Origin of the sequence: Bradyrhizobium embrapense, from assembly GCF_001189235.2 — a bacterium.
Lineage (GTDB): Bacteria > Pseudomonadota > Alphaproteobacteria > Rhizobiales > Xanthobacteraceae > Bradyrhizobium > Bradyrhizobium embrapense.
The window spans coordinates 115,576-135,249 of the sequence record NZ_LFIP02000002.1; the positions used below are offsets into that span (position 1 = coordinate 115,576).

Sequence of the window (19,674 nt, forward strand, 5' to 3'; positions counted from 1 at the left end):
GATGCGACGCCGCTTCGCGCTATTGCGGCTGGATGCCGGCCGCCCTGACCTCCGCCGACCAGCGCACGACCTCGCTCCTGACGAAGGCGCCGAACTCGGCCGGCGCCAGCGGCGCCACGATCACGCCGACATCGGCAAGCTTCTTCCTGGTCTCCGGCATCGCGAGGTACCTCGCGCACTCGGCGTAGATCTTGTTGACGATCGGTTCCGGCGTGCCGGCCGGTGCGAACAGCCCGTACCAGATGGTGGCCTCGAAGCCGGGCATCGCTTCGGAGAGCGCGGGCAGGCCGGGCGTCAGTTCGTTGCGGGTCGCAGATGTCACGGCGATGCCGCGCAAGGTGCCGCCCTGCATCTGCGGGATCGCAACCGAGAAATCGCCGAAGGTCAGGTCGATCACGCCCGCCATCACATCGGTCATCGCCTGCGGCACGCCGCGGTAGGAGGCTGCGATCAGCGACAGGCCGCCGCGCGACTGCAGCTGCGCGATCGAGATCTGCGATGCACCGGAGCCGTAGCCCGCGGTCAGATTGGGCGTGGCCTTCGCGTAGGCAAGGAACTGCGTGAGGTCGCTGGCCGCAAGCTTGGGGTTGACCAGCAGCACCATCGCCGTGGTCGTTGTACGGATCACGGGCGCGAAATCCCTCACGGGGTCGTAGGGCAGGCTCTTCAGTGTCGCGACATTGCTGGCATGGGTGGTGTTGGTGCCCATCAACAGCGTGTAGCCGTCGGGCGCGCTGCGGGCGACTTCCTGGGCGCCGATGCTGCCGAGCGCGCCGGCGCGGTTCTCGATCAGCACGGTCTGGCCGAACGCGTCCTGCAGATGCTGGCCGACCAGCCGCGCGACATTGTCGGGGCCGGCGCCCGCCGGGAAGGGCACGATGATCCTGAGCGGCCGTTGCGGGAAATCGGTCGCGGCGAACGCCGGCAGGACCGGAAGCACCGCGAGCAGGACGACGAGCAGCCCCAGCCGTAACTTCATCCCGGTCCCTCCGTTTTTGCTTGGTCAAATTTATACGGACAAATATGCCGGAAGTGCAAGGCAATCGCGCTCTGAAATATTGAGATGCGGCATATTTATCCGTATAAATAGCCCATACAGGGGAGCCAGACGACGATGGTGGACACCAGCGATCTCCATGCGCGCGGACTGCGCCGGCGCCAGAAGATGTTCGGCGAGGTCGATGTCGCCAAGCGGATGGCGGCCGCAGGCGATTTTGGCACGCCGCTGCAAGACATCATCAATGCTTACGTCTATGGCGACGTCTGGGAGCGCTCCGGGCTGTCGGACCAGGTCCGCAGCCTCGTGATGCTTGGCATCACCGCGGCGAGCAGCAAGCCGACCGAGTTCCGCGTCCATGCCAAGGGCGCGCTGGCCAATGGCTGCACCGCCGCGCAGGTGCAGGACGTGCTGCTGCTGGTCGCGATGTATTGCGGCATTCCGGCCGCGATCGAGACCAGCAAGATCGCCGCCGAGGTGTTCGGCGAGGCGCCCGCGGACTAGGGCAGAGGCCTGCACCGTGATAGGGACGTTGCCGACTGCGAACGGCAACAGGATGCGTCCATGTCCGGCTTCCCCACTTCGACCACCGTGCTCGATTCAGTGCTGTTTCGCGATGCCTTCGGCACGCGCGCGATGCGCGAGGTGTTTTCCGACCTGCGGCTGCTGCAGCGCTATGCCGAGGTCGAAGTCGCGCTTGCAAAGGCCGAAGCGCGCTGCGGCGTGATCCCTGCGGAAGCAGCCGCGGAGATCGCAAGACGCACCGATGTCACCGCGTTCGATTTCGATCTGCTGCGGCAGGAGACCGATGTGGTCGGCTACCCGATCCTGCCGCTGGTGCATCAGATGGCGAAGCAGTGCGGCGAGGCCGGCCGCTATGTCCATTGGGGCGCCACAACGCAGGACATCATGGACACTGCCGTGGTGCTGCAATTGCGCGATGGCCTTGCGATCATCGAGGATGACATCACTGCATTGCGCGGCATCCTCGCCGACCTCTCGCAAAGATACCGCGACACGCCGATGGCCGGCCGCACCCATCTGCAGCAGGCGCTGCCGGTGACCTTCGGCTACAAGACCGCGATCTGGCTCGCCGCCTTCGATCGCCACGCCGCGCGGCTCGCCGAGCTGAAGCCGCGCGTACTGGTCGGCCAGTTCGCCGGCGCCGCCGGCACGCTGGCCTCGCTTGGCGATAAGGGCTTCGAGGTCCAGAACGCGCTGTGCGAGGAGCTTGGCCTCGGCGTTCCGGTCTCGACCTGGCATGTCGCGCGTGACGGTCTGGCGGAAGCGGTGAATTTCCTCGCATTGGTCACGGGAACGCTCGGCAAGATCGCGCTCGACATCATGATCATGGCCTCGACCGAGTTCGGAGAAGTCTACGAACCCTTCGTGAAGGGGCGCGGCGCCTCCTCGACCATGCCGCAGAAACGCAACCCGATCTCGTCGGAGCTGATGCTCGCCGCCGCCAAGGCGGTGCGCCAGCACGCCGGCCTGATGCTGGATGCGATGGTGCAGGATTTCGAGCGGGCGACCGGCCCGTGGCACGCCGAGTGGATGGCGATCCCGGAAAGCTTCGTGCTGACCGCCGGCGCGCTGCATCAGGCGAGATTCGCGCTTGGCGGCCTGATCGTCGACGAGAAGCGGATGGCCGCCAATCTCGACATCAGCCGCGGGCTGATCGTTGCCGAAGCCGTGATGATGGGCCTTGCGCCGGCGATCGGCCGGCAGGAGGCGCATGATGTGGTCTACGACGCCTGCCGGGTCGCCAACGACAAGGGCCTGATGCTGGCCGAGGCGCTGGCGGCGGATGATCGCGTCGCGAGCCGGATCGATCGGGCGACGATCGACCGTCTCACCGCGCCGAAAAACTATCTCGGCCTCGCGCCCGAGATGGTCGACCGGGTGCTGGCCTCAGTGAAGCGGTAAAATTCGCGGCAATTGCTCGCCGTCGCGTGATCGGGGGCTGCGGCCGGGAACCTTGCGAACGCGGATCGAATTGGACTACGAATCCTCAAAACCCCTCAAACGACACAGCCGGACGCTTCATGACCGCACACCAACGCAACCTTTCCGCCTCGATCGATCCTGTAAAACTCGATCGGCTCGCCGAAGTCGCGATCAAGGTCGGCCTGCAACTGCAGGCGGGGCAGGATTTGCTGCTGACGGCGCCTTCCGCGGCCATGCCGCTGGTGCGGCGGGTGGCGGAGCACGCCTACAAGGCCGGGGCGGGTCTCGTGACTCCGTTCTTCTCGGACGAGGAGCTCACGCTGGCGCGCTATCGCTACGCCAACGATGCGAGCTTCGATCGTGCCGCGAGCTGGCTCTACGAGGGCATGGCCAAGGCGTTCGGCGCCAATACCGCGCGGCTTGCGATCGTCGGCGACAATCCGATGCTGCTGTCGGGCGAAGATCCGACCAAGGTGGCGCGCGCCAGCAAGGCCAATTCGATCGCCTACCAGCCGGCGCTGGAGAAGATCGTCAATTTCGACACCAACTGGAATATCATCGCCTATCCCAGCACGTCGTGGGCGAAGCAGGTATTCCCCGACGATGCCGAGGACGTCGCGGTGGCCAAGCTCGCCGATGCGATCTTCTCCGCGTCCCGGGTCGATCAGGATGGCGCCGTCGCCAACTGGGAAAGGCACAATGCCAGGCTGCGCGAGCGTACCGAATGGCTGAACGGCCAGCGCTTCCACGAATTGAAATATTCCGGTCCCGGAATGGATCTTACGATCGGGCTTGCCGACGGTCATGAATGGGAGGGCGGCGCGTCGACCGCCAAGAACGGCATCGTCTGCAATGCCAACATCCCGACCGAGGAAGTCTTCACCACGCCGCACTGCCGCCGCGTCTCAGGCCATGTCGTCAGCTCCAAGCCGCTGTCCTATCAGGGCACGCTGATCGACAACATTTCGGTCAAGTTCGAGGAAGGCCGCATCGTCGAGGCCAAGGCCTCGCGCGGCGAGGAAGTCTTGAAGAAGGTGCTCGACACCGACGAGGGCGCGCGCCGCCTCGGCGAGGTCGCGCTGGTGCCGCACTCCTCGCCGATCTCGAAGAGCGGGCTGTTGTTTTTCAACACGCTGTTCGACGAGAACGCCGCCTCGCACATCGCGCTCGGCCAGTGCTACTCCAAATGCTTCGTCAACGGCGACAGGCTGACGCCGCAGCAGATCGCCGAGCAGGGCGGCAACAAGAGCCTGATCCATATCGACTGGATGATCGGCTCGGCCCACACCGATATCGACGGCATCCATGCCGACGGCCGCAGCGTGCCGGTGTTCCGCAAGGGCGAGTGGGCGTAAGGCGCAGCCAATTCATTGTACCCAACTCAATCCGTCATCCTTGTAAGTCCCGAAGGATGGACGGCCCGGGTATCGCGTGCGGGGAAAAATCCCGGCCGTTCGCCCTTCGAGGCTCGCTCCGCTCGCACCTCCAGCGACAACGGCAAAGCCGTTGCGCGGGGGTGGCGGGGATGGATTGTATCCAGGGCGCTATTGAAACCGCCGCTCCCGCGCGGCGATCAGCTCGCCGCGCAGCGCGCTGAAGCGGCAGGTCTCGTGCTGGGGCCGGAAGCCGAGCCGGCGGTAGATTTTCAGCGCGGGCGCATTGCGGCTCGAGACGTTGAGCCAGCAGGGATGCTCGACCGACACGTCGTGTGCGGCCAGCACGCGATAGACCAAGAGCTGGCCGAGCCCGCGTCCCTGCCGTGCTGGGTCGACGGCGACCGACTCGATCCACATCGAGTTCCGCTCCGGCTCGGTCAGGCAGAAGCCCGACATTTGACCGTCTTCCGACGCGATCCAGACTTCGCTCTCGGTCAGGACCTGCGCCATCTCCTCCGGTGAATAGCGGCGAAACGCGGCGTCCGAGGCATAGGCGGCGTTGTGGATGCGAGCGACCTCGCCGGCGCAGGCGGTGACGTCGCTGACCTGCTCGATGGTGGCGCGGGCCGCCGCGAGTGTGCGCGCCGGCTGCAACGGCTCGACGCATTTCATCCCGATCTCTGACTCAAGATGAACAAAGCCGAAGGCGGCGACGAAAGCCATTCCCGCCGGCCAGTCGCCGCTCACCAGCGTCTGGACCGTGATATCTGGACTGGTGTCGATCGCAAGCACCTCGTCGAACAGCGCAAGACCAATCCGGCGGCGCCGCATCTCGGGTGCGACAACGATCTTGAGGAACCGGGAATGATGCGCGCCCTGAACGCGCAACGATGACTCAGCGAGGCCGAGGAGCCGGCCGTTCCGCTCGGCAATGCGGAAGTCGCGGCCGCTACGGTTCTGCGGCAGTTTCAAGAACTGCTCCCACTGCGGCAACGTGACTGGGCCCAGCCGCGGTTCCACCGCAGCCGCCTTTGCGTAGAGTTCGACCACCGCTTCCGCATCAGCCTCACGAAGCGGCCGGATGGTGATGCTGTCATCCATGAGTCGAGAGCTTACCCGATATCGAGCCGATAAACATCCTTTGCCGTCTTCAAGAACAACGCCGTCTTCTCGGCTTCGCTATATTGTGATGCAAGCCGTTTAAAGGTGTTGAAGATCACCTGATAGCTGCACTGTCCCTTGTCAGGTGGGAAGTTGCTTTCGAACATGCAACGGCTCGGGCCGAACGCCTCGATGCAGGTCTCTACATAGGGCCGCCAGGCGGCGGCGAGTTCCTCCGACGAGGGCGGCCTGGGGCGGAGGTGGAAGTCGTAGCCGAGCAGGCACATCGCCAGCCCGCCGAGTTTGACCACGACGTTCGGGCATTTGGCGATCTCCTGGATCGACGCCTTCCAGACCGGAAAGGTCTCTTCGCGCTTGCCGGCAAAGCGGCCGATGCCGACCGGTCCGCCGCAATGGTCGAGCACGATCCTTGTGTCGGGAAAGGCGCGGGCGAGGTCGGTCAGTTCGCCGATCTGCGGGTGGAACAGCCAGGCATCGAAGCTGAGGCCGAGCGGCGCCAGGCAGGCGAACCCCCTACGAAAGGTGGAATCCAGCAAGATGCCTTTCGGACGGTTGGCATACATGTGGGCGACGTTGGGGTCCTCGTCCCAGGCCGAGGAGTGGCGGATGCCGCGGAACCGGCCGTTGCCCGCTGCAATCTCAGCCTCCAGCACCGCCTTGGCCTGGTCGCCGATCAAAAGGTTAACGTGGCTGACGATGCCGGCGCAGATCGCCGCCTTGCCGTAGCCACCGCTCGCTGCCATCGCCGCGACGCCATTGGCGAACTCGACCTCGCCGACCGGGCGGAACGCCTCCGGCCCGTCGGCGCGATACATCGACCGGCAATCGACATAGACGGTCGCCACGATGTTGTGGCCCGAGGCGATGTCGTCGCGCATCTCCTCGATCAGGTAGCGCAATCCCCCGCGGTCCCAGAGATGATGGTGCGGATCGACGATCGGGCGGGCCGGGTCGATGATCTCTTCTGTATATTGGGCGAGCCAGTCTTCGCGCGGATTGGCATAAAGCCCGCTCGCAGAGGCGGGCAGAGTGCTGGCCATGGATGATGCTCCCTGTTCTTGCTCTTGTCGGCCGCCGATCCGAGGTCGGCTGCGGGAAGGATAACGAGGGGGGCCGGCGCGCGTCAAACCACCGCCTGCGAATGTGCCGTCAGCCCGACCGCAGCGCCGATCGCGACCAGATCGTCGACCGAGGCGGTTTCGCCAGCGCCGGCGATGCCTGCTCGGCTCGCCAAGTGATGATAATCGAGGCGATCACAAGGAGCGCGCCGAGCAGCATCGTGACGGAAAATGGTTCGCCGAGCACCAGCGTACCGAGCAGCACGGCGATGATCGGATTGACGAAGATGTAGGTCGAGACCATGAACGTCGACACATTGTCGAGCAGCCAGTGAAACGCCGTGAAACCGATGACGCTTCCGGCGATGGCGAGATAGATCACGGCTGCGAGCGAGGCCGTCGAAATGTTCCGCGGCGAGAAGCCCTCCAATTCGCCGGACGCAAGACTGATCGCAAGCAGGACCACGCCGCCGATCGACAGCTGCATGCCTGACGACAAGATTGGCGAGCCGTGATCCGTTGTCCGGCGCGACAGCACCGTGCCCACCGCCCAGGAGAGCGCCGCACCGAGCAGCAGCAGGAGGGGAATGACGTTGAAGTCGCCTCGTCCGGCCGACTCCCAGGCCACGATTGCCACACCGGCAAGGCCGGGCAGCAATGCGGCCAGCGTCATCGCCCTGGGGCGCCGGCTTTGCGGATACAGGAAATCGATGAGCAGCACCCAGAACGGAATCGTGGCCAGCACGATTGCGGCGATGCCGGACGGAACCGATTGCTGGGCATGGGCGAGAACGCCGTGGCAACCGACGAAGAACAGCACGCCACAGAGCGATGCAGTCAGCCAGCGCCATCGCGACACGTGCATGACCTCAGCCCCGTTCAGCGCGATCAGGATCACACCGCCGCCAAGCGAACGAAGGCCCATCAGCAGGAACGGGGGGATCGTCTTCAGGCCGAGCGCGATCGCCAGGTAGGTGGAACCCCAAAGCAGATAGATGGCGGCGAACGCGCCGACCATCAAAAGTCGCTTGGACATGGTTGGCTCCCGGGCTAGATTCTAACCACTTAACAGGTTGTGTCCAACCCAACCGATTAAGGGGTTATCCGTTCCTGAGGAGTCGCCCGATCATGTCGCGTGTTCCTTCGCTTGAGACGCTGGCTCGGGAAGAGCTCAGCATCCAGTTCGTGAATACCGTCGCGTGGCGTCTGCGCGATCCGGCTGAGGATCGGATTGCCACCCCTGATTCCGCGCTGAAATGGTTCGCCGCCGCCGGACTGGCAGACCGCCGTTTGGTCGCGCAGCTCAGGGCACGATGGAAATCCTCACCGCACGAGGCAGATACCTTTCTGAAAGCCGCCCGTGACCTGCGCGAGGCGCTCTACACGATCTTTATTGCCCGCATCGGAGGCGGCCGGATCGATCCGGCGGCGCTGGCCGATCTCAACCGATGCATCGAAGCTGCATTGGGCGGCGTGACGCTGGGGTCTGTCGGCGACACGCTGCGTTGGCTGCCGACAGCCGAGAAAGTTGCGCCCGAGATGCTGCTCAAGCCGATCGCATGGTCGGCCGTGAGCCTCCTGACCGGGGCCCGTGCGGAGAGGGTGAAGCAGTGCCAGGATGAGCGGGGCTGCGGCTGGCTGTTCGTCGACGAGAGCCGTGCCCAGAACCGGCGATGGTGCTCGATGGGCGATTGCGGCAATCTCGCCAAATCGCGCCGGCACTACCAGCGCATGCAGGCGGCGGGGGAATGATGGCGTTTGCGCCTTACACCCCGTCGAGGATGATCACCGTCGGCGTCGCCGGCAGCGTGTCGCGTGAAATCCGCAAGGTGCGCTCGCCGCCGCGGCGGTCGATCTCGAATTGCTGGCCGATCAGGCGCATGAACTCGTCGAGCGGGGTCGCGAAGCGGTGCATCGGCAGCACGACGGCTGAGCGCAACCGCCTGGTGATCTCGGAGATGCCGTCGAGCGACATCGTATAGGTGCCGTCGATCGGTACCATCACGATGTCGAGACGGCCGATCGCGGCAAACTGGCTGTCGTCGAGCTTGACGTGGAGGTGGCCGAGATGGCCGATACAGAGGCCGGCGACCTCGAAGATGAAGATCGAGTTGCCATCCTTGATCATCTCGCCGCCGGAGTCTTCGCCCCAGTAGCGGCGGATGTCTGTGGTGACGTTGCGGATATAGACGTCGCCGATCCGCATCCCGTAGTGCGCGGCCTGGCCGTTCTCGCCCCAGCCATGCAGCACGTGGGGAATCTTCGGGTCGGGAAACAGCGTGTAATGCGTCGCGTGCGCCCGATTCATGGTCGCGACGTCGGGCAGCCGCCCGGTTTGATAGACGCCGTTGTAGTCGGTCGCGATCCGGATGCCGCCAGGCGTGTCGATGTAGTAGGTGGAATGGCCGGCATAAGTGATCGCGACCTCGTCCGTTTTAGCGGCGACGCGCCGGTAGTTCACCGGGACGGCGCGTGGCGGTGCATTGGCCATCGCCAGGCATTCGCTGCGCTGGGCGTCCTGCGCAAATGCGTGACTGGTCAGCGTTCCCAGCAAGGCGAGTGCGGCAAGCAATCTCAGCATGGGCTGTTCCATCCGCGGCAATATCCGCCGACGTCAGACTATCGCGCAATCGGCGCGCCGTCATGATGAGGCCGGCGCATCGCTCCACGGCGCTGGCTGCAATACGATCCGGGCGATTCTTGCGTGGGGACACGCTACTATGCCGCGCATGATCACAGCGATCAGGGAGTTCTGCGTGACTGAGCACAGCTACGCGCCGCGCGCGTCATCGACCAAACGGCTCGAGCCATTGCGCCATGTCGAAGCAGGCGTGCTCGACATCGCCTATTACGAGGCGGGGCCGGCCGACGGGCCGGCCGTGATGCTGATGCACGGCTTTCCCTACGATATCCATTCCTATGTGGACGTCGCCCCGCTGCTGGCGGCGCAGGGTTGCCGGGTCATCGTGCCCTATCTGCGCGGCTACGGCCCGACGGTGTTCCGCGACAAGGCGACGCCACGCTCGGGCGAGCAGGCTGCGGTCGGTGCCGACCTGATGGCGCTGATGGATGCGCTCGACATCAAGCGCGCGGTATTCGCCGGATACGACTGGGGCGGCCGCGCCGCCTCGATCGGTGCGGCGGTGTGGCCGGAACGATGCATCGGGCTGATCTGCACCAATGGCTACATGATCCAGGACATCGCGCATGCGATGGTGCCGGCGCGGCCGGAGCGCGAGGTGCCGCTATGGTATCAGTATTACTTCCAGCTCGAGCGGGGGCGCGCCGGGCTCGCCGCCAACCGGCGCGGCATCGCGAAGCTATTGTGGTCGCAATGGTCGCCGAGCTGGGCGTTCGACGATGCCTGCTTCGAGCGCACCTCGGTCGCATTCGACAATCCTGATTATGTCGACGTGGTGATCCACAGCTACCGGCATCGCTACGGCGTCGTCGCTGGAGATCCGCGCTATGCGGAGGTGCAGCGGCGGCTGGACGCGCTGCCGGTGATTACGGTCCCCACCATCACGCTCGACGGCGGCGACGACGGGGTTACGGCCGCCGGCGACGGCAGCGCCAGCGCGGCCAAGTACACGGCCCGCCGCGCCTATCGGGTGATCCCGGGCGCCGGCCACAATCTGCCGCAGGAAGCGCCGGAGGCGTTTGCCGCGGCGGTGATGGAACTGGTGAAGGGCTAACTCTTACGCGCGCCGCGGGCTGATCTTCCAGGCGGTGGCGAGCGTCAGCAGCGTCAGACTGCCGCTGATGAGCGCGGCCGCCGGGATCGTCAGGGCCAACGCCGCGGTTGCGGCCCAGCCGATCGAGGAGAAGGCTTCCGCGAAGGTGGCGATGCGGGAGGAGGTCTGACGCCGGCGGAACTGGCTGCGCTTGGCCTGCGCGCGGAACCAGAGCTGGACCGCGGCGGCGGATGCCGTCGCGATGATGATCGCGATCGCCGTGACCACCGCTTGCCCCGGCGAGGCGAAGGCCAGCGCGGCCACCAGCGGCGCGAAAACCGTGGCGATCGCGATCAGCACCACCTCGACCTTGGCGCGGGTCACGCGCGACGGCGGCAGTGGCGCGGTTGCCACCAGATCGGGCGCATCCTCGCCCGAGATGGTCAGCCAGGCGAGTCCCCCGGCGAGCTGGCCTGCGGCCATCACAATGACAGGCGTGATCAGCACGATCGCGGTCGACGTGCCGGAGAAGCTCCGCCACAGCATCAGCGCCGGCGGCAGCAGATAGAGCATCTGCATCAGGCTCTGCGACAGCAGCCAGGGATCGCGGCGCAGCAGCAGGAGCTCCTTGCGCCGCAGCGCCTGCTGCCGCGAGCCGGTCCGGAACGCGCGTGCCCGTCCTTGCGTGACCGCGGCCGGATTGGCGGCGACGCGCGCGACGGTGTCGGCAAACCGCGGCGCGAACACCGCCATCACGACGCCGAGCAGCACGAGCGCTGCGGCGAGCAGCAGCATCATAATTTCGAAATCGCCGAGCGATGCGCGGGCCGGCCACCAGACGAGGCTGTCGGGGCCCGGGGCAATGCGTGCTGCGGTTTCCGAAGTCAGAAAGGCAAAGCGCGACAGCGTGCCGTAGGACAGCACGGCGACGACCTGGAGCGCGATGACGAAGCCGGCGCCGATGACGGCGGAGACGATCTGTGCCACCAGCCGCGTCCGGCCCGGCCCGATCAGGCGAAACAGCAACGCTGTGACGGCGATCGCCGCGGCAGCCGCCGACAGCCCGATCGCGAGCACGACGCCGAAGCCGGCAAGCCAGCGCGCACCGCCGAGATACACCAGCACGTCGATGAACGGCGTCGACAGCAGCAGTGCCATGCTGCTCACCGTCAGCGCGATCGCCGCGATCCGGATCGAGAAGATGTTGGTGAGCTTGGCCGGCGACGACATGATCAAATCGAGATCGGCGCGGGCGTAGAACACCCGCGTCACCGACTCGATCGCCTGCGACAGCATCAGCGCCCAGGCCAGGAAGATCGTCGCGGTCAGCACGATCAGCGAGGACGGATCGAGCGGAAACCGCAGGTCGACATAGCGGGCGACCACGGCATAGGCCGGCAGATGCAGGATCGCCGCGAAGGTCAAGAGGCCGATCACGGCGCGATTGCGCCGGCGCCGACCGCCTGTCATCATCGCCAGCCATTCGCGCCAGGCCAGGCGGAATTCGTGGCGGGCGAACCAGGCGAGATGGGCGGTCGAGCTCACGCGGCGGCCGCCTCGGTATCGACCAGCGCGATGAACATGTCCTCGAGCGTGGTGTCGTTGCTGCCGTTCCGCGCGCGCAGCTCGGCCAGCGTGCCCTCGGCGATCAGCCTGCCGGTCGCGATGACGCCGATGCGGTCGGCCATCCGCTCGGCGACTTCGAGAATGTGGGTGGTCATGATCACGGTACCGCCAGCGCGGACGCGCTCCTGCAGCAGACCCTTGACGTGACGCGCCGACAGCGCGTCAAGGCCGGTCAGCGGTTCATCGAGAATGATCAGGCGGGGATCGTGCACCAGCGCACCGGCGAGCGCCACCTTCTGGCGCATGCCCTTGGAGAAGCCCTCGCAGCGCTCGTTGAGATGCGGCTCCAGCCCGAGCGACACCAGCAGATTGCGCGCCGACTTCTCCGACGTGCGGGGATCGATGCCCCACAGGCCGGCGACGAATTCGAGATATTCCAGTGGCGTCAGCTTGTCGTAGATCATCGGCTCGTCGGACACCCAGGCCATGATCTGCTTGGCTGAAACCGGGTCGGCCAGTGCGTCGATGCCGAAGATCGACACCGTGCCGGCATCGGGCCGCAACAGCCCTGCCACCATGCGCAACGTCGTGGTCTTGCCGGCGCCGTTCGGCCCGAGCAGCGCATAGAATTCACCGGCACGGACGGTGAGATCGAGCGCGTCGACCGCCGGCCGGTCAAAACGCTTGGTTAACCCTCGCACGGCGAGTGCGGATAGTTCCGAAGTCATGATGTGTGGCGATCCGGGAGTTCGCTCGTCGGTTGCGTGACCTTGGACAAAAACCGTTTCGGTGCAGTGAATCGCACGGGGTAAATCGACCGCGATATCCGTATTAGTCCGTGCTGCGGCATATCTCCGCAAATGTGATGATACAGCCGGGTCAGCGGTTTGTTGACAGGGAACGGGCCTTTTGGCTCAATCCCGATCGGACATAGGCGGCTTTCAGCGATTCCGACACAAGGGCGCGAAGGCGGGATGCGACGAGCGATCGGATAAGAATCGCCGGGCATCGGGGAGGGAACGATGCTGGACTTTGTTCAGCAGCTCGTCAGCGGCATCGCGCTCGGCTGCGTTTACGGCCTGATCGCGCTCGGCTTCGTGCTGGTCTACAAGGCAACCGAGGTCGTCAATTTCGCGCAAGGCGATTTGATGATGCTGGGCGGCTTTTTCGCCTTCACCTTCATCGGCATGCTCGGACTGAATTACTGGGTCGGTTTCGCCGGCGCGGTGATCTGCATGGCGCTGTTCGGCATGCTGGCCGAGCGGCTGGTGGTGCGGCCGATCCTCGGCTATCCGCAATTCTCGATCATCATGGCGACGATCGGGCTCGGCTATTTCCTGCGCTCGGTGGCCGGCATGATCTGGGGCACCGACGACTTCAAGATCGAAACGCCGTTCAGCCAGGGCGTGCTGCGGATCGGCAGCCTGGTACTCGCCTATGACAAATTGTCGGTGATCGCGGCGACCATCATCCTGTGCGCGCTGCTCTATCTGTTCTTCAACCGCACCACGCTCGGCACCGCGATGCGCGCCAGCTCCGAGAACATGCTGGCTGCCTATTACATGGGCATCCCGGTCAAGCGCGTGGTCTCGATCGTCTGGGCGATCTCGGCGGCTGTGGCGACCTGCGCCGGCGTGCTGCTGGCGCCGATCACCTTCATCCATTCCAATGTCGGCCTGGTGCTGGGGCTGAAGGCGTTTCCGGCCGCCGTGCTCGGCGGCTTCGGCTCGATCCCGGGCGCGGTGGTCGGCGGCGTCCTGATCGGCGTGATCGAGAGCATGGCCGGCTTCTATCTGCCGCAGGGGTGGAAGGACGTCGCGCCCTACATCGTGCTGCTCGCGGTGCTGCTGCTCAAGCCCGAAGGCCTGTTCGGCCTTCATGTGCGCAAGAAAGTCTGAGGAGCCAGCATGCGGTTTCTCTTCAAGACCGACTACGAAGACGACATCAGGCTGTTTCCGCATTCCGGCTACGTCTACTCCTACGGCCTGCTGCTGGCGGTGTTGCTGATCGCGCCCTATGCGCTCTCGAGTTATCTGATGAGCCAGCTGGTCTTCGTCTGCATCTATGCGACGGTCGGCGTCGGGCTCATGATCCTGACCGGCTTTACCGGCCAGGCCTCGCTCGGCCATGCCGCGTTTCTGGCGATCGGCGCCTACACTGCGGCCTATCTGCAGCAGTTCAACGTGCCGTTTCCGGTCTATTTCCTCGCCGCCGGCCTGCTCACCGGCGTGGTCGGCGCGCTGGTCGGATTTCCGGCGCTGCGGCTGCAGGGCATCTATCTGGTGATCGCGACGATCTCGTTTGCCTTCATCGTCGAGGAAATCCTGGCGCGCTGGGAAGGCGTGACCCACGGCAACGAAGGCATGCGGGTCAAGACCATTCAGCTGCTCGGCACCACGGTGTCGCGCGACGGCCCCCCCTTCTACTATCTCTGTCTCGCGGTGCTGGTGCTGACCATCGTCGGCACGCTCAACCTGCTGCGCTCGCCGACCGGGCGCGCCTTTGTCGCGATCCGCGACAGCGAGACCGCGGCGCGCAGCATGGGGATCAACGTCGCGCTCTACAAGGTGAAATCGTTCGCGATCTCGGCTGGTATCACCGGCTTTGCCGGCGTGCTGTTCGCCCACAAGCTCTCCTTCATCTCGCCCGAGATGTTCACGCTGCAGCTCTCGATCGAGTTCATCATCGTGATCCTGATCGGCGGCACCTTCAGCCTGCATGGCGCGGTGCTCGGCGCGATCTTCCTGGTCATGATCGATCCGTTCCTGACCTATCTGAAGGACGACATGCCCGGCGTGATCGGCGGCGTCGCCGCCACGCTCGGCGCCGGTACGGAACGCGCCGGCCACATTCAGGACGCGGTCGCGGCCTTCGCTTCCGCCAACGGGCTGAAGGGCGCGATCTACGGCGTCATCATCGTGGTTTTCGTGCTCTTTGAACCCTTGGGACTCTATGGCCGCTGGCTCAAGATCAAGCTCTTCTTCCAGCTGTTCCCGCTCTACAAGCGCGCGACTTTCAAGCGGCAGAAGATCTACGTGAAATCGGAGCGGAACCGATGAGCTATTTCCGCGCCGAGAACCTGTCCCTGCATTTCGGTGGCCTCAAGGCGGTCGATGCCGTCAGCTTCGCGGTCGAGAAGGGCGAGATCCTCTCGATCATCGGGCCCAACGGCGCTGGCAAGAGCTCGATCTTCAACCTGATCTCGCGCATCTATCCGCCGACCTCGGGCAAGATCTTCTTCGAGGATCAGGACATCACCCAGCAGCCGGCCTACGACATCGCCAAGCTCGGCATCGCGCGGACCTTCCAGAACATCGAGCTGTTCGAGAATGCGACGGTGCTGAGCAATCTGCTGGTCGGCCGCCATCGCCATTCCACCACCCAGCTCTGGCAGGAGCTGTTGTTCCTGCCGAGCGTCCGGGCCGGCGAAAAAGCGCATCGCCGCCGCGTCGAGCAGGTAATCGAATTCCTTGATCTCGAACCGTACCGCGACAAGCTGATCTCGGGGCTGCCTTACGGCGTGCGCAAGGTGATCGAGCTGGCGCGCGCGCTGTGCTCGGAGCCGAAGCTGATCCTGCTCGACGAGCCGTCATCCGGCCTCAATGTCGAGGAGACCGACGACATGTCGTTCTGGATCCGCGACATGAAGAGCGAGCTCGGCATCACGGTCCTGATGGTCGAGCACGACATGACGCTGGTCAACCGGGTCTCCGACCGCGTCATCGCGCTGAACTACGGCCGCGTGCTGGCGATGGGCTCGCCGTCCGAGGTGCAGCACCATCCCGACGTCGTCGCAGCCTATCTCGGCGCATGAGGATGCTGCCATGAGCACGCCAGACATCATCCTGAAGCTCTCCAACATCGAAAGCTATTACGGACCGATCATGGCGATCCGCGGCATCAGCCTCGAGGTGCCGCGCGGCCGGATCGTCACGCTGCTCGGCGCCAACGGCGCCGGCAAGACCACGGTGCTGAAGACGATCTCCGGCATCCTCGATCCGCAGAAGGGTTCGATCGAATTCCTCGGAAGGCCGATCCAGCGGATGGAGGCCGACCGGATCGTGCGGCTCGGCCTCAGCCATGTGCCGGAAGGACGGGAAGTGTTTCCGTTCCTGTCGGTGCGCGAGAACCTGATGATGGGCGCCTATCTGCGCAAGGACCGCGACGGTGTGGCGCAGGACCTCGAACGCGTCTACGGCTATTTTCCACGGCTGAAGGAGCGGCTCGGCCAGCCGGCCGGGCAGCTTTCGGGCGGCGAGCAGCAGATGCTTGCGATCGGGCGCGCACTGATGAACCGGCCGACCTTGCTGCTGCTGGACGAGCCGTCGCTCGGGCTGTCGCCGATCCTGGTGAAGGAGATCTTCACCATCATCCGCCGCGTCAATGAGGAGCAGGGCATGTCGATCCTGCTGGTCGAGCAGAATGCCAAGATCGCGCTGGAGACGGCACATTACGGCTATGTGCTGGAGATCGGCCGTGTCGTCATGAACGACACCTGCGAGCGGCTGCTGAATTCACCCGATATCCAGGAGTTCTACCTTGGCGCCAAGGAAGCCGGCGCGCGGGGCGAGCGGCGCTGGAAAAAGAAGAAGACGTGGCGCTGAGGCATATCTGGCGTTGCCGAAGGTTGACGTCGACTAAAGTTGGCCGAGGAAGGTTTGGCACTGAGAGTGAGTTGGAGCTAGATTTCAGGCCTGCTTCGCGAACAAGACCGGCGGTAAGAGCCAGCGCGTGAGGCAAGCGGCAGAGGAGGGTAGCGCGCATGGCAGGACCAGCGGTGCTGACGGTTGCCGACACGATCGCGAGGAGCTTTCTGCTCGCGGTGCAAACGCGTGGCGACAGGCCCGCGATCCGCGAAAAGAAGTTCGGCATCTGGCAGCCGACCAGCTGGCGCGAATGGCTGCAGCTGTCCAAAGACATCGCCTTCGCCCTGCATGCGACCGGCTTCCGTCCCGGCGACGTCGCCTCGATCATCGCCAACGCGGTGCCGGAATGGGTCTATGCCGACATGGGCATCCTGTGTGCCGGCGGCGTGTCCTCCGGCATCTATCCGACCGATTCAGCGGCGCAGGTCGAATACCTCGTCAATGATTCCCGCACCCGGGTGATCTTCGTCGAGGACGAGGAGCAGCTCGACAAGGTACTGACCTGCCGGTCGCGCTGTCCGACGCTGGACAAGATCGTGGTGTTCGACATGGAGGGCCTCTCCGGCTTCTCCGATCCGATGGTGCTGTCGCTTGGCGAATTCACCGCGCTCGGCCGCAATCATGCGCAGGGCAATGATGCCCTGTGGGATGAGATGACCGGCAGCCGCACCGCCGCCGATCTCGCGATCCTGGTCTATACGTCGGGCACCACCGGCCCGCCCAAGGGCGCGATGCACTCCAACCGCAGCGTGACGCACCAGATGCGCCATGCCAACGATCTCTACCCCTCGACCGACAGCGAGGAGCGGCTGGTGTTCCTGCCGCTCTGCCATGTCGCCGAGCGGGTCGGCGGTTACTACATCTCGCTCGCGCTCGGCTCGGTGATGAATTTCGCCGAGAGCCCTGAGACGGTGCCGGACAATTTGCGCGAGGTGCAGCCGACCGCGTTCCTGGCGGTGCCGAGGATCTGGGAGAAGTTCTATTCCGGCATCACTATCGCGCTGAAGGATGCGACCCCGTTCCAGAACTGGATGTATGCCCGGGCGCTTGCGATCGGCAACCGGATGACCGAATGCCGGCTGCAGGGCGAGACGCCGCCGCTGTCGCTGCGGCTTGCCAACCGCGCCGCCTACTGGCTGGTGTTCCGCAACATCCGCCGCATGCTCGGGCTCGACCGCTGCCGGATCGCGCTGACCGGCGCGGCGCCGATCTCGCCGGATCTGATCCGCTGGTATCTCGCGCTCGGCATCGACATGCGCGAGGTCTACGGCCAGACCGAGAATTGCGGCGTCGCGACTATGATGTCGGCGGACCGCATCAAGCTCGGCTCGGTCGGCAAGGCCGCGCCCTGGGGCGAGGTGATGATCTGCCCGAAGGGCGAGATCCTGATCAAGGGCGACTTCCTGTTCATGGGTTATCTCAACCAGCCGGAGAAGACCGCCGAGACCATCGACGCCAAAGGCTGGCTGCACACCGGCGACGTCGGCGCGATCGACAATGAGGGCTATGTCAAGATCACCGACCGGATGAAGGACATCATCATCACCTCAGGCGGCAAGAACATCACGCCGTCCGAGATCGAGAACCAGCTGAAATTCTCGCCCTATGTCTCGGATGCTGTCGTGATCGGCGACAAGCGGCCGTACCTGACCTGCCTGATCATGATCGATCAGGAAAATGTCGAGAAATATGCCCAGGACCAGGATATCCCGTTCACCAACTACGCGAGCCTTTGCCGCGCCCGCGAGATCCAGGACCTGATCCACCGCGAGGTCGAGGCGGTCAACGCGAAATTCGCGCGCGTCGAGACCATCAAGAAGTTTTACCTGATCGAGCGCCAGCTCACGCCCGAGGACGAGGAGCTGACGCCGACCATGAAGCTGAAGCGAAGTTTTGTGAACAAGCGCTACGCAGCCGAGATCGACGCCATGTATGGCGAACGCGCGGTCGCGTAAGCGAAGGCATGGAATTGGCGAGGGAGCGAGCAGGCCCGACCCTTCGCTCAACATGGGCCATGTTAGGAGGAGACTGCAATGTCGAAATCGCTGAAGGCGCTGGGCCTTGCGGTTAGCGCGCTGGCGCTGACCTGTCTGCCGGCCGCAGCCCAGACCAAGGTCACCAATGAAGGCATTTCGCCGACCGAGATCGTGATCGGAACGCATCAGGATTTGTCCGGCCCGATCAAGGTCTGGGGCGTTCCGGTGTCCAACGGCATGAAGATGGCGGTTGAGGAAATCAACGCCGGCGGCGGCATCAACGGCCGCAAGATCAAGATGATCCTGGAGGACAATGGTTACGACCCGAAGAAGGCCGTGCTGGCTTCGCAGAAGATGGTCGAGCGCGACAAGGTGTTCGCGATGATCGGCCCGATGGGCTCGCCGACCGTGCTCGCCGCGCAGGACATCCTGTTCGATGCCGGCGTATTGCAGCTGTTCCCGCTGACCGCCGCCGAATTCACCTTCAAGTTCGATCCCGCCAAGCCGCAGGAGCGGCTCAAGTTCAACAACCTCCTGCCCTATGTCGAGAGCACGCGCGCTGCGCTCAAATACATGATGGACTGGAAGAACTTCAAAAAGCCCTGCATCATGCATCAGGACGACGAGTACGGTAAGAACGTGCTCGACGGATTCACCCAGCAGCTCGGCGCGATGAAGGTGCAGCCGGCCTCGGTCACCAGCTACAAGCGCGGCGCCTCCGACTTCTCGGCGCAGGTCGCCAAGATGAAGTCCGACGGCTGCGACCTCGTCGTGCTCGGCACCGTGATCCGCGAGACCATCGGCGCGATGAACGAGGCCAGGAAGCTCGGCTGGGACGTGACCTTCCTCGGCGCCACCCCGACCAACGTGCTCGAGGTGCCGGCGCTCGGCAAGGAAGCCGTCGAGGGCCTCTATGCAGCGTCAGGCTTCGAGATTCCCTACGAGGACACGGCCAAGGGCAAGGTGAAGGACTGGCTCGTCAACTACAAGAAGATGTTCAACTCTGAGGCCAACACGCAGGCGATCATCGGCTACAACGCGGTGATGACCTTCGCCTTCTACGCGCAGAAGGCGGGCAAGGACCTCACCGGCCAGAAGATGCTGGACGCGCTGGAGTCAGGCGACAAGTTCCTCGACATCTTCAGCTCGCCGCCGACCAAGTTCTCCAAGACCGATCATCTCGCCAACACCATTACCCAGGTGCAGCAGGTCAAGGGCGGCCGTTGGGTGCTGGTGAAGGACAATCTAATGTTCTAGGCGGTGGTCCGGGCGCTGGGACAATCGCCAATGCGAGAGAAGCGAAGCAATCCAC

The 19,674-nt window shown here is 64.6% G+C and carries 18 protein-coding genes; 11 read left to right on the plus strand and 7 right to left on the minus strand.

The genetic code is table 11. From position 1 onward, the window contains the following. Window positions 1-19: 19 nt before the first annotated feature. Window positions 20-979, minus strand: a complete 960-nt coding sequence (locus tag AKN83_RS07975) for a Bug family tripartite tricarboxylate transporter substrate binding protein (protein ID WP_050403842.1) — start codon at window positions 977-979, stop codon at window positions 20-22. 135 nt (window positions 980-1,114) lie between these two features. On the opposite strand from AKN83_RS07975, the gene AKN83_RS07980 reads away from it, so the two are divergent. The 3 genes from AKN83_RS07980 (at window position 1,115) to AKN83_RS07990 (ending at window position 4,299) form a co-directional block, all read left to right on the plus strand. Then, window positions 1,115-1,501, plus strand: a complete 387-nt coding sequence (locus tag AKN83_RS07980) for a carboxymuconolactone decarboxylase family protein (protein ID WP_050403843.1) — start codon at window positions 1,115-1,117, stop codon at window positions 1,499-1,501. Between the two features lie 60 nt (window positions 1,502-1,561). Further along, entirely contained in the window at window positions 1,562-2,923 is a 1,362-nt protein-coding gene (pcaB, locus tag AKN83_RS07985; protein WP_050403844.1) for a 3-carboxy-cis,cis-muconate cycloisomerase, read from the plus strand. A 119-nt stretch (window positions 2,924-3,042) separates the two neighbouring features. Next, entirely contained in the window at window positions 3,043-4,299 is a 1,257-nt protein-coding gene (locus tag AKN83_RS07990; protein WP_050403845.1) for an aminopeptidase, read from the plus strand. 189 nt (window positions 4,300-4,488) lie between these two features. Here the strand turns inward: AKN83_RS07990 and AKN83_RS07995 are convergent, their stop codons facing one another. The 3 genes from AKN83_RS07995 to AKN83_RS08005 form a co-directional block, all read right to left on the minus strand. Continuing rightward, complete coding sequence (locus AKN83_RS07995; protein WP_050403846.1) at window positions 4,489-5,421, minus strand: GNAT family N-acetyltransferase; 933 nt, start codon at window positions 5,419-5,421, stop codon at window positions 4,489-4,491. 11 nt (window positions 5,422-5,432) lie between these two features. Then, on the minus strand, window positions 5,433-6,482 hold the full coding sequence (locus tag AKN83_RS08000; RefSeq protein ID WP_050403847.1) for an amidohydrolase family protein: 1,050 nt from the start codon (window positions 6,480-6,482) through the stop codon (window positions 5,433-5,435). 109 nt (window positions 6,483-6,591) lie between these two features. Then, the gene (locus tag AKN83_RS08005; RefSeq protein WP_083991988.1) at window positions 6,592-7,536 is read right to left on the minus strand and encodes an EamA family transporter; all 945 of its coding nucleotides are present in this window, start codon (window positions 7,534-7,536) and stop codon (window positions 6,592-6,594) included. 92 nt (window positions 7,537-7,628) lie between these two features. Between AKN83_RS08005 and AKN83_RS08010 the strand changes: the two genes are divergently transcribed. Next, entirely contained in the window at window positions 7,629-8,252 is a 624-nt protein-coding gene (locus tag AKN83_RS08010; RefSeq protein WP_050403849.1) for a CGNR zinc finger domain-containing protein, read from the plus strand. A gap of 13 nt (window positions 8,253-8,265) precedes the next feature. On the opposite strand, the gene AKN83_RS08015 is transcribed toward AKN83_RS08010, so the two are convergent. After that, window positions 8,266-9,081, minus strand: a complete 816-nt coding sequence (locus AKN83_RS08015) for an MBL fold metallo-hydrolase (protein WP_050403939.1) — start codon at window positions 9,079-9,081, stop codon at window positions 8,266-8,268. 229 nt (window positions 9,082-9,310) lie between these two features. Here AKN83_RS08015 and AKN83_RS08020 point away from each other — a divergent pair, with 229 nt between their 5' ends. After that, window positions 9,311-10,195, plus strand: a complete 885-nt coding sequence (locus tag AKN83_RS08020; protein ID WP_430641533.1) for an alpha/beta fold hydrolase — start codon at window positions 9,311-9,313, stop codon at window positions 10,193-10,195. Between the two features lie 3 nt (window positions 10,196-10,198). On the opposite strand, the gene AKN83_RS08025 is transcribed toward AKN83_RS08020, so the two are convergent. Continuing rightward, window positions 10,199-11,719: a hypothetical protein gene (locus tag AKN83_RS08025; protein ID WP_050403850.1), complete on the minus strand. Its 1,521-nt coding sequence runs from the start codon at window positions 11,717-11,719 to the stop codon at window positions 10,199-10,201. Next, a complete protein-coding gene (locus AKN83_RS08030; RefSeq protein WP_050403851.1) occupies window positions 11,716-12,468 on the minus strand; it encodes an ABC transporter ATP-binding protein in 753 nt (250 codons plus the stop codon). Before AKN83_RS08030 ends, AKN83_RS08025 begins: the two co-directional genes overlap by 4 nt. 294 nt (window positions 12,469-12,762) lie before the next feature. Between AKN83_RS08030 and AKN83_RS08035 the strand changes: the two genes are divergently transcribed. From AKN83_RS08035 to AKN83_RS08060, 6 genes are all read left to right on the plus strand, one after another. Beyond that, window positions 12,763-13,638, plus strand: a complete 876-nt coding sequence (locus AKN83_RS08035; protein WP_021080282.1) for a branched-chain amino acid ABC transporter permease — start codon at window positions 12,763-12,765, stop codon at window positions 13,636-13,638. 9 nt (window positions 13,639-13,647) lie between these two features. Next, window positions 13,648-14,799 carry a branched-chain amino acid ABC transporter permease gene (locus AKN83_RS08040; RefSeq protein ID WP_050403852.1) on the plus strand — a complete coding sequence of 384 codons (1,152 nt, stop codon included), beginning with the start codon at window positions 13,648-13,650 and terminating at the stop codon, window positions 14,797-14,799. Continuing rightward, on the plus strand, window positions 14,796-15,554 hold the full coding sequence (locus AKN83_RS08045; RefSeq protein WP_050403853.1) for an ABC transporter ATP-binding protein: 759 nt from the start codon (window positions 14,796-14,798) through the stop codon (window positions 15,552-15,554). Before AKN83_RS08040 ends, AKN83_RS08045 begins: the two co-directional genes overlap by 4 nt. 10 nt (window positions 15,555-15,564) lie before the next feature. Then, entirely contained in the window at window positions 15,565-16,344 is a 780-nt protein-coding gene (locus AKN83_RS08050; RefSeq protein ID WP_050403854.1) for an ABC transporter ATP-binding protein, read from the plus strand. Between the two features lie 158 nt (window positions 16,345-16,502). Next, window positions 16,503-18,341 carry an AMP-dependent synthetase/ligase gene (locus AKN83_RS08055; protein ID WP_050403855.1) on the plus strand — a complete coding sequence of 613 codons (1,839 nt, stop codon included), beginning with the start codon at window positions 16,503-16,505 and terminating at the stop codon, window positions 18,339-18,341. Window positions 18,342-18,419: 78 nt separating this feature from the next. Continuing rightward, complete coding sequence (locus AKN83_RS08060) at window positions 18,420-19,619, plus strand: ABC transporter substrate-binding protein (RefSeq protein WP_050403856.1); 1,200 nt, start codon at window positions 18,420-18,422, stop codon at window positions 19,617-19,619. The last annotated feature ends 55 nt before the right edge of the window (window positions 19,620-19,674 follow it).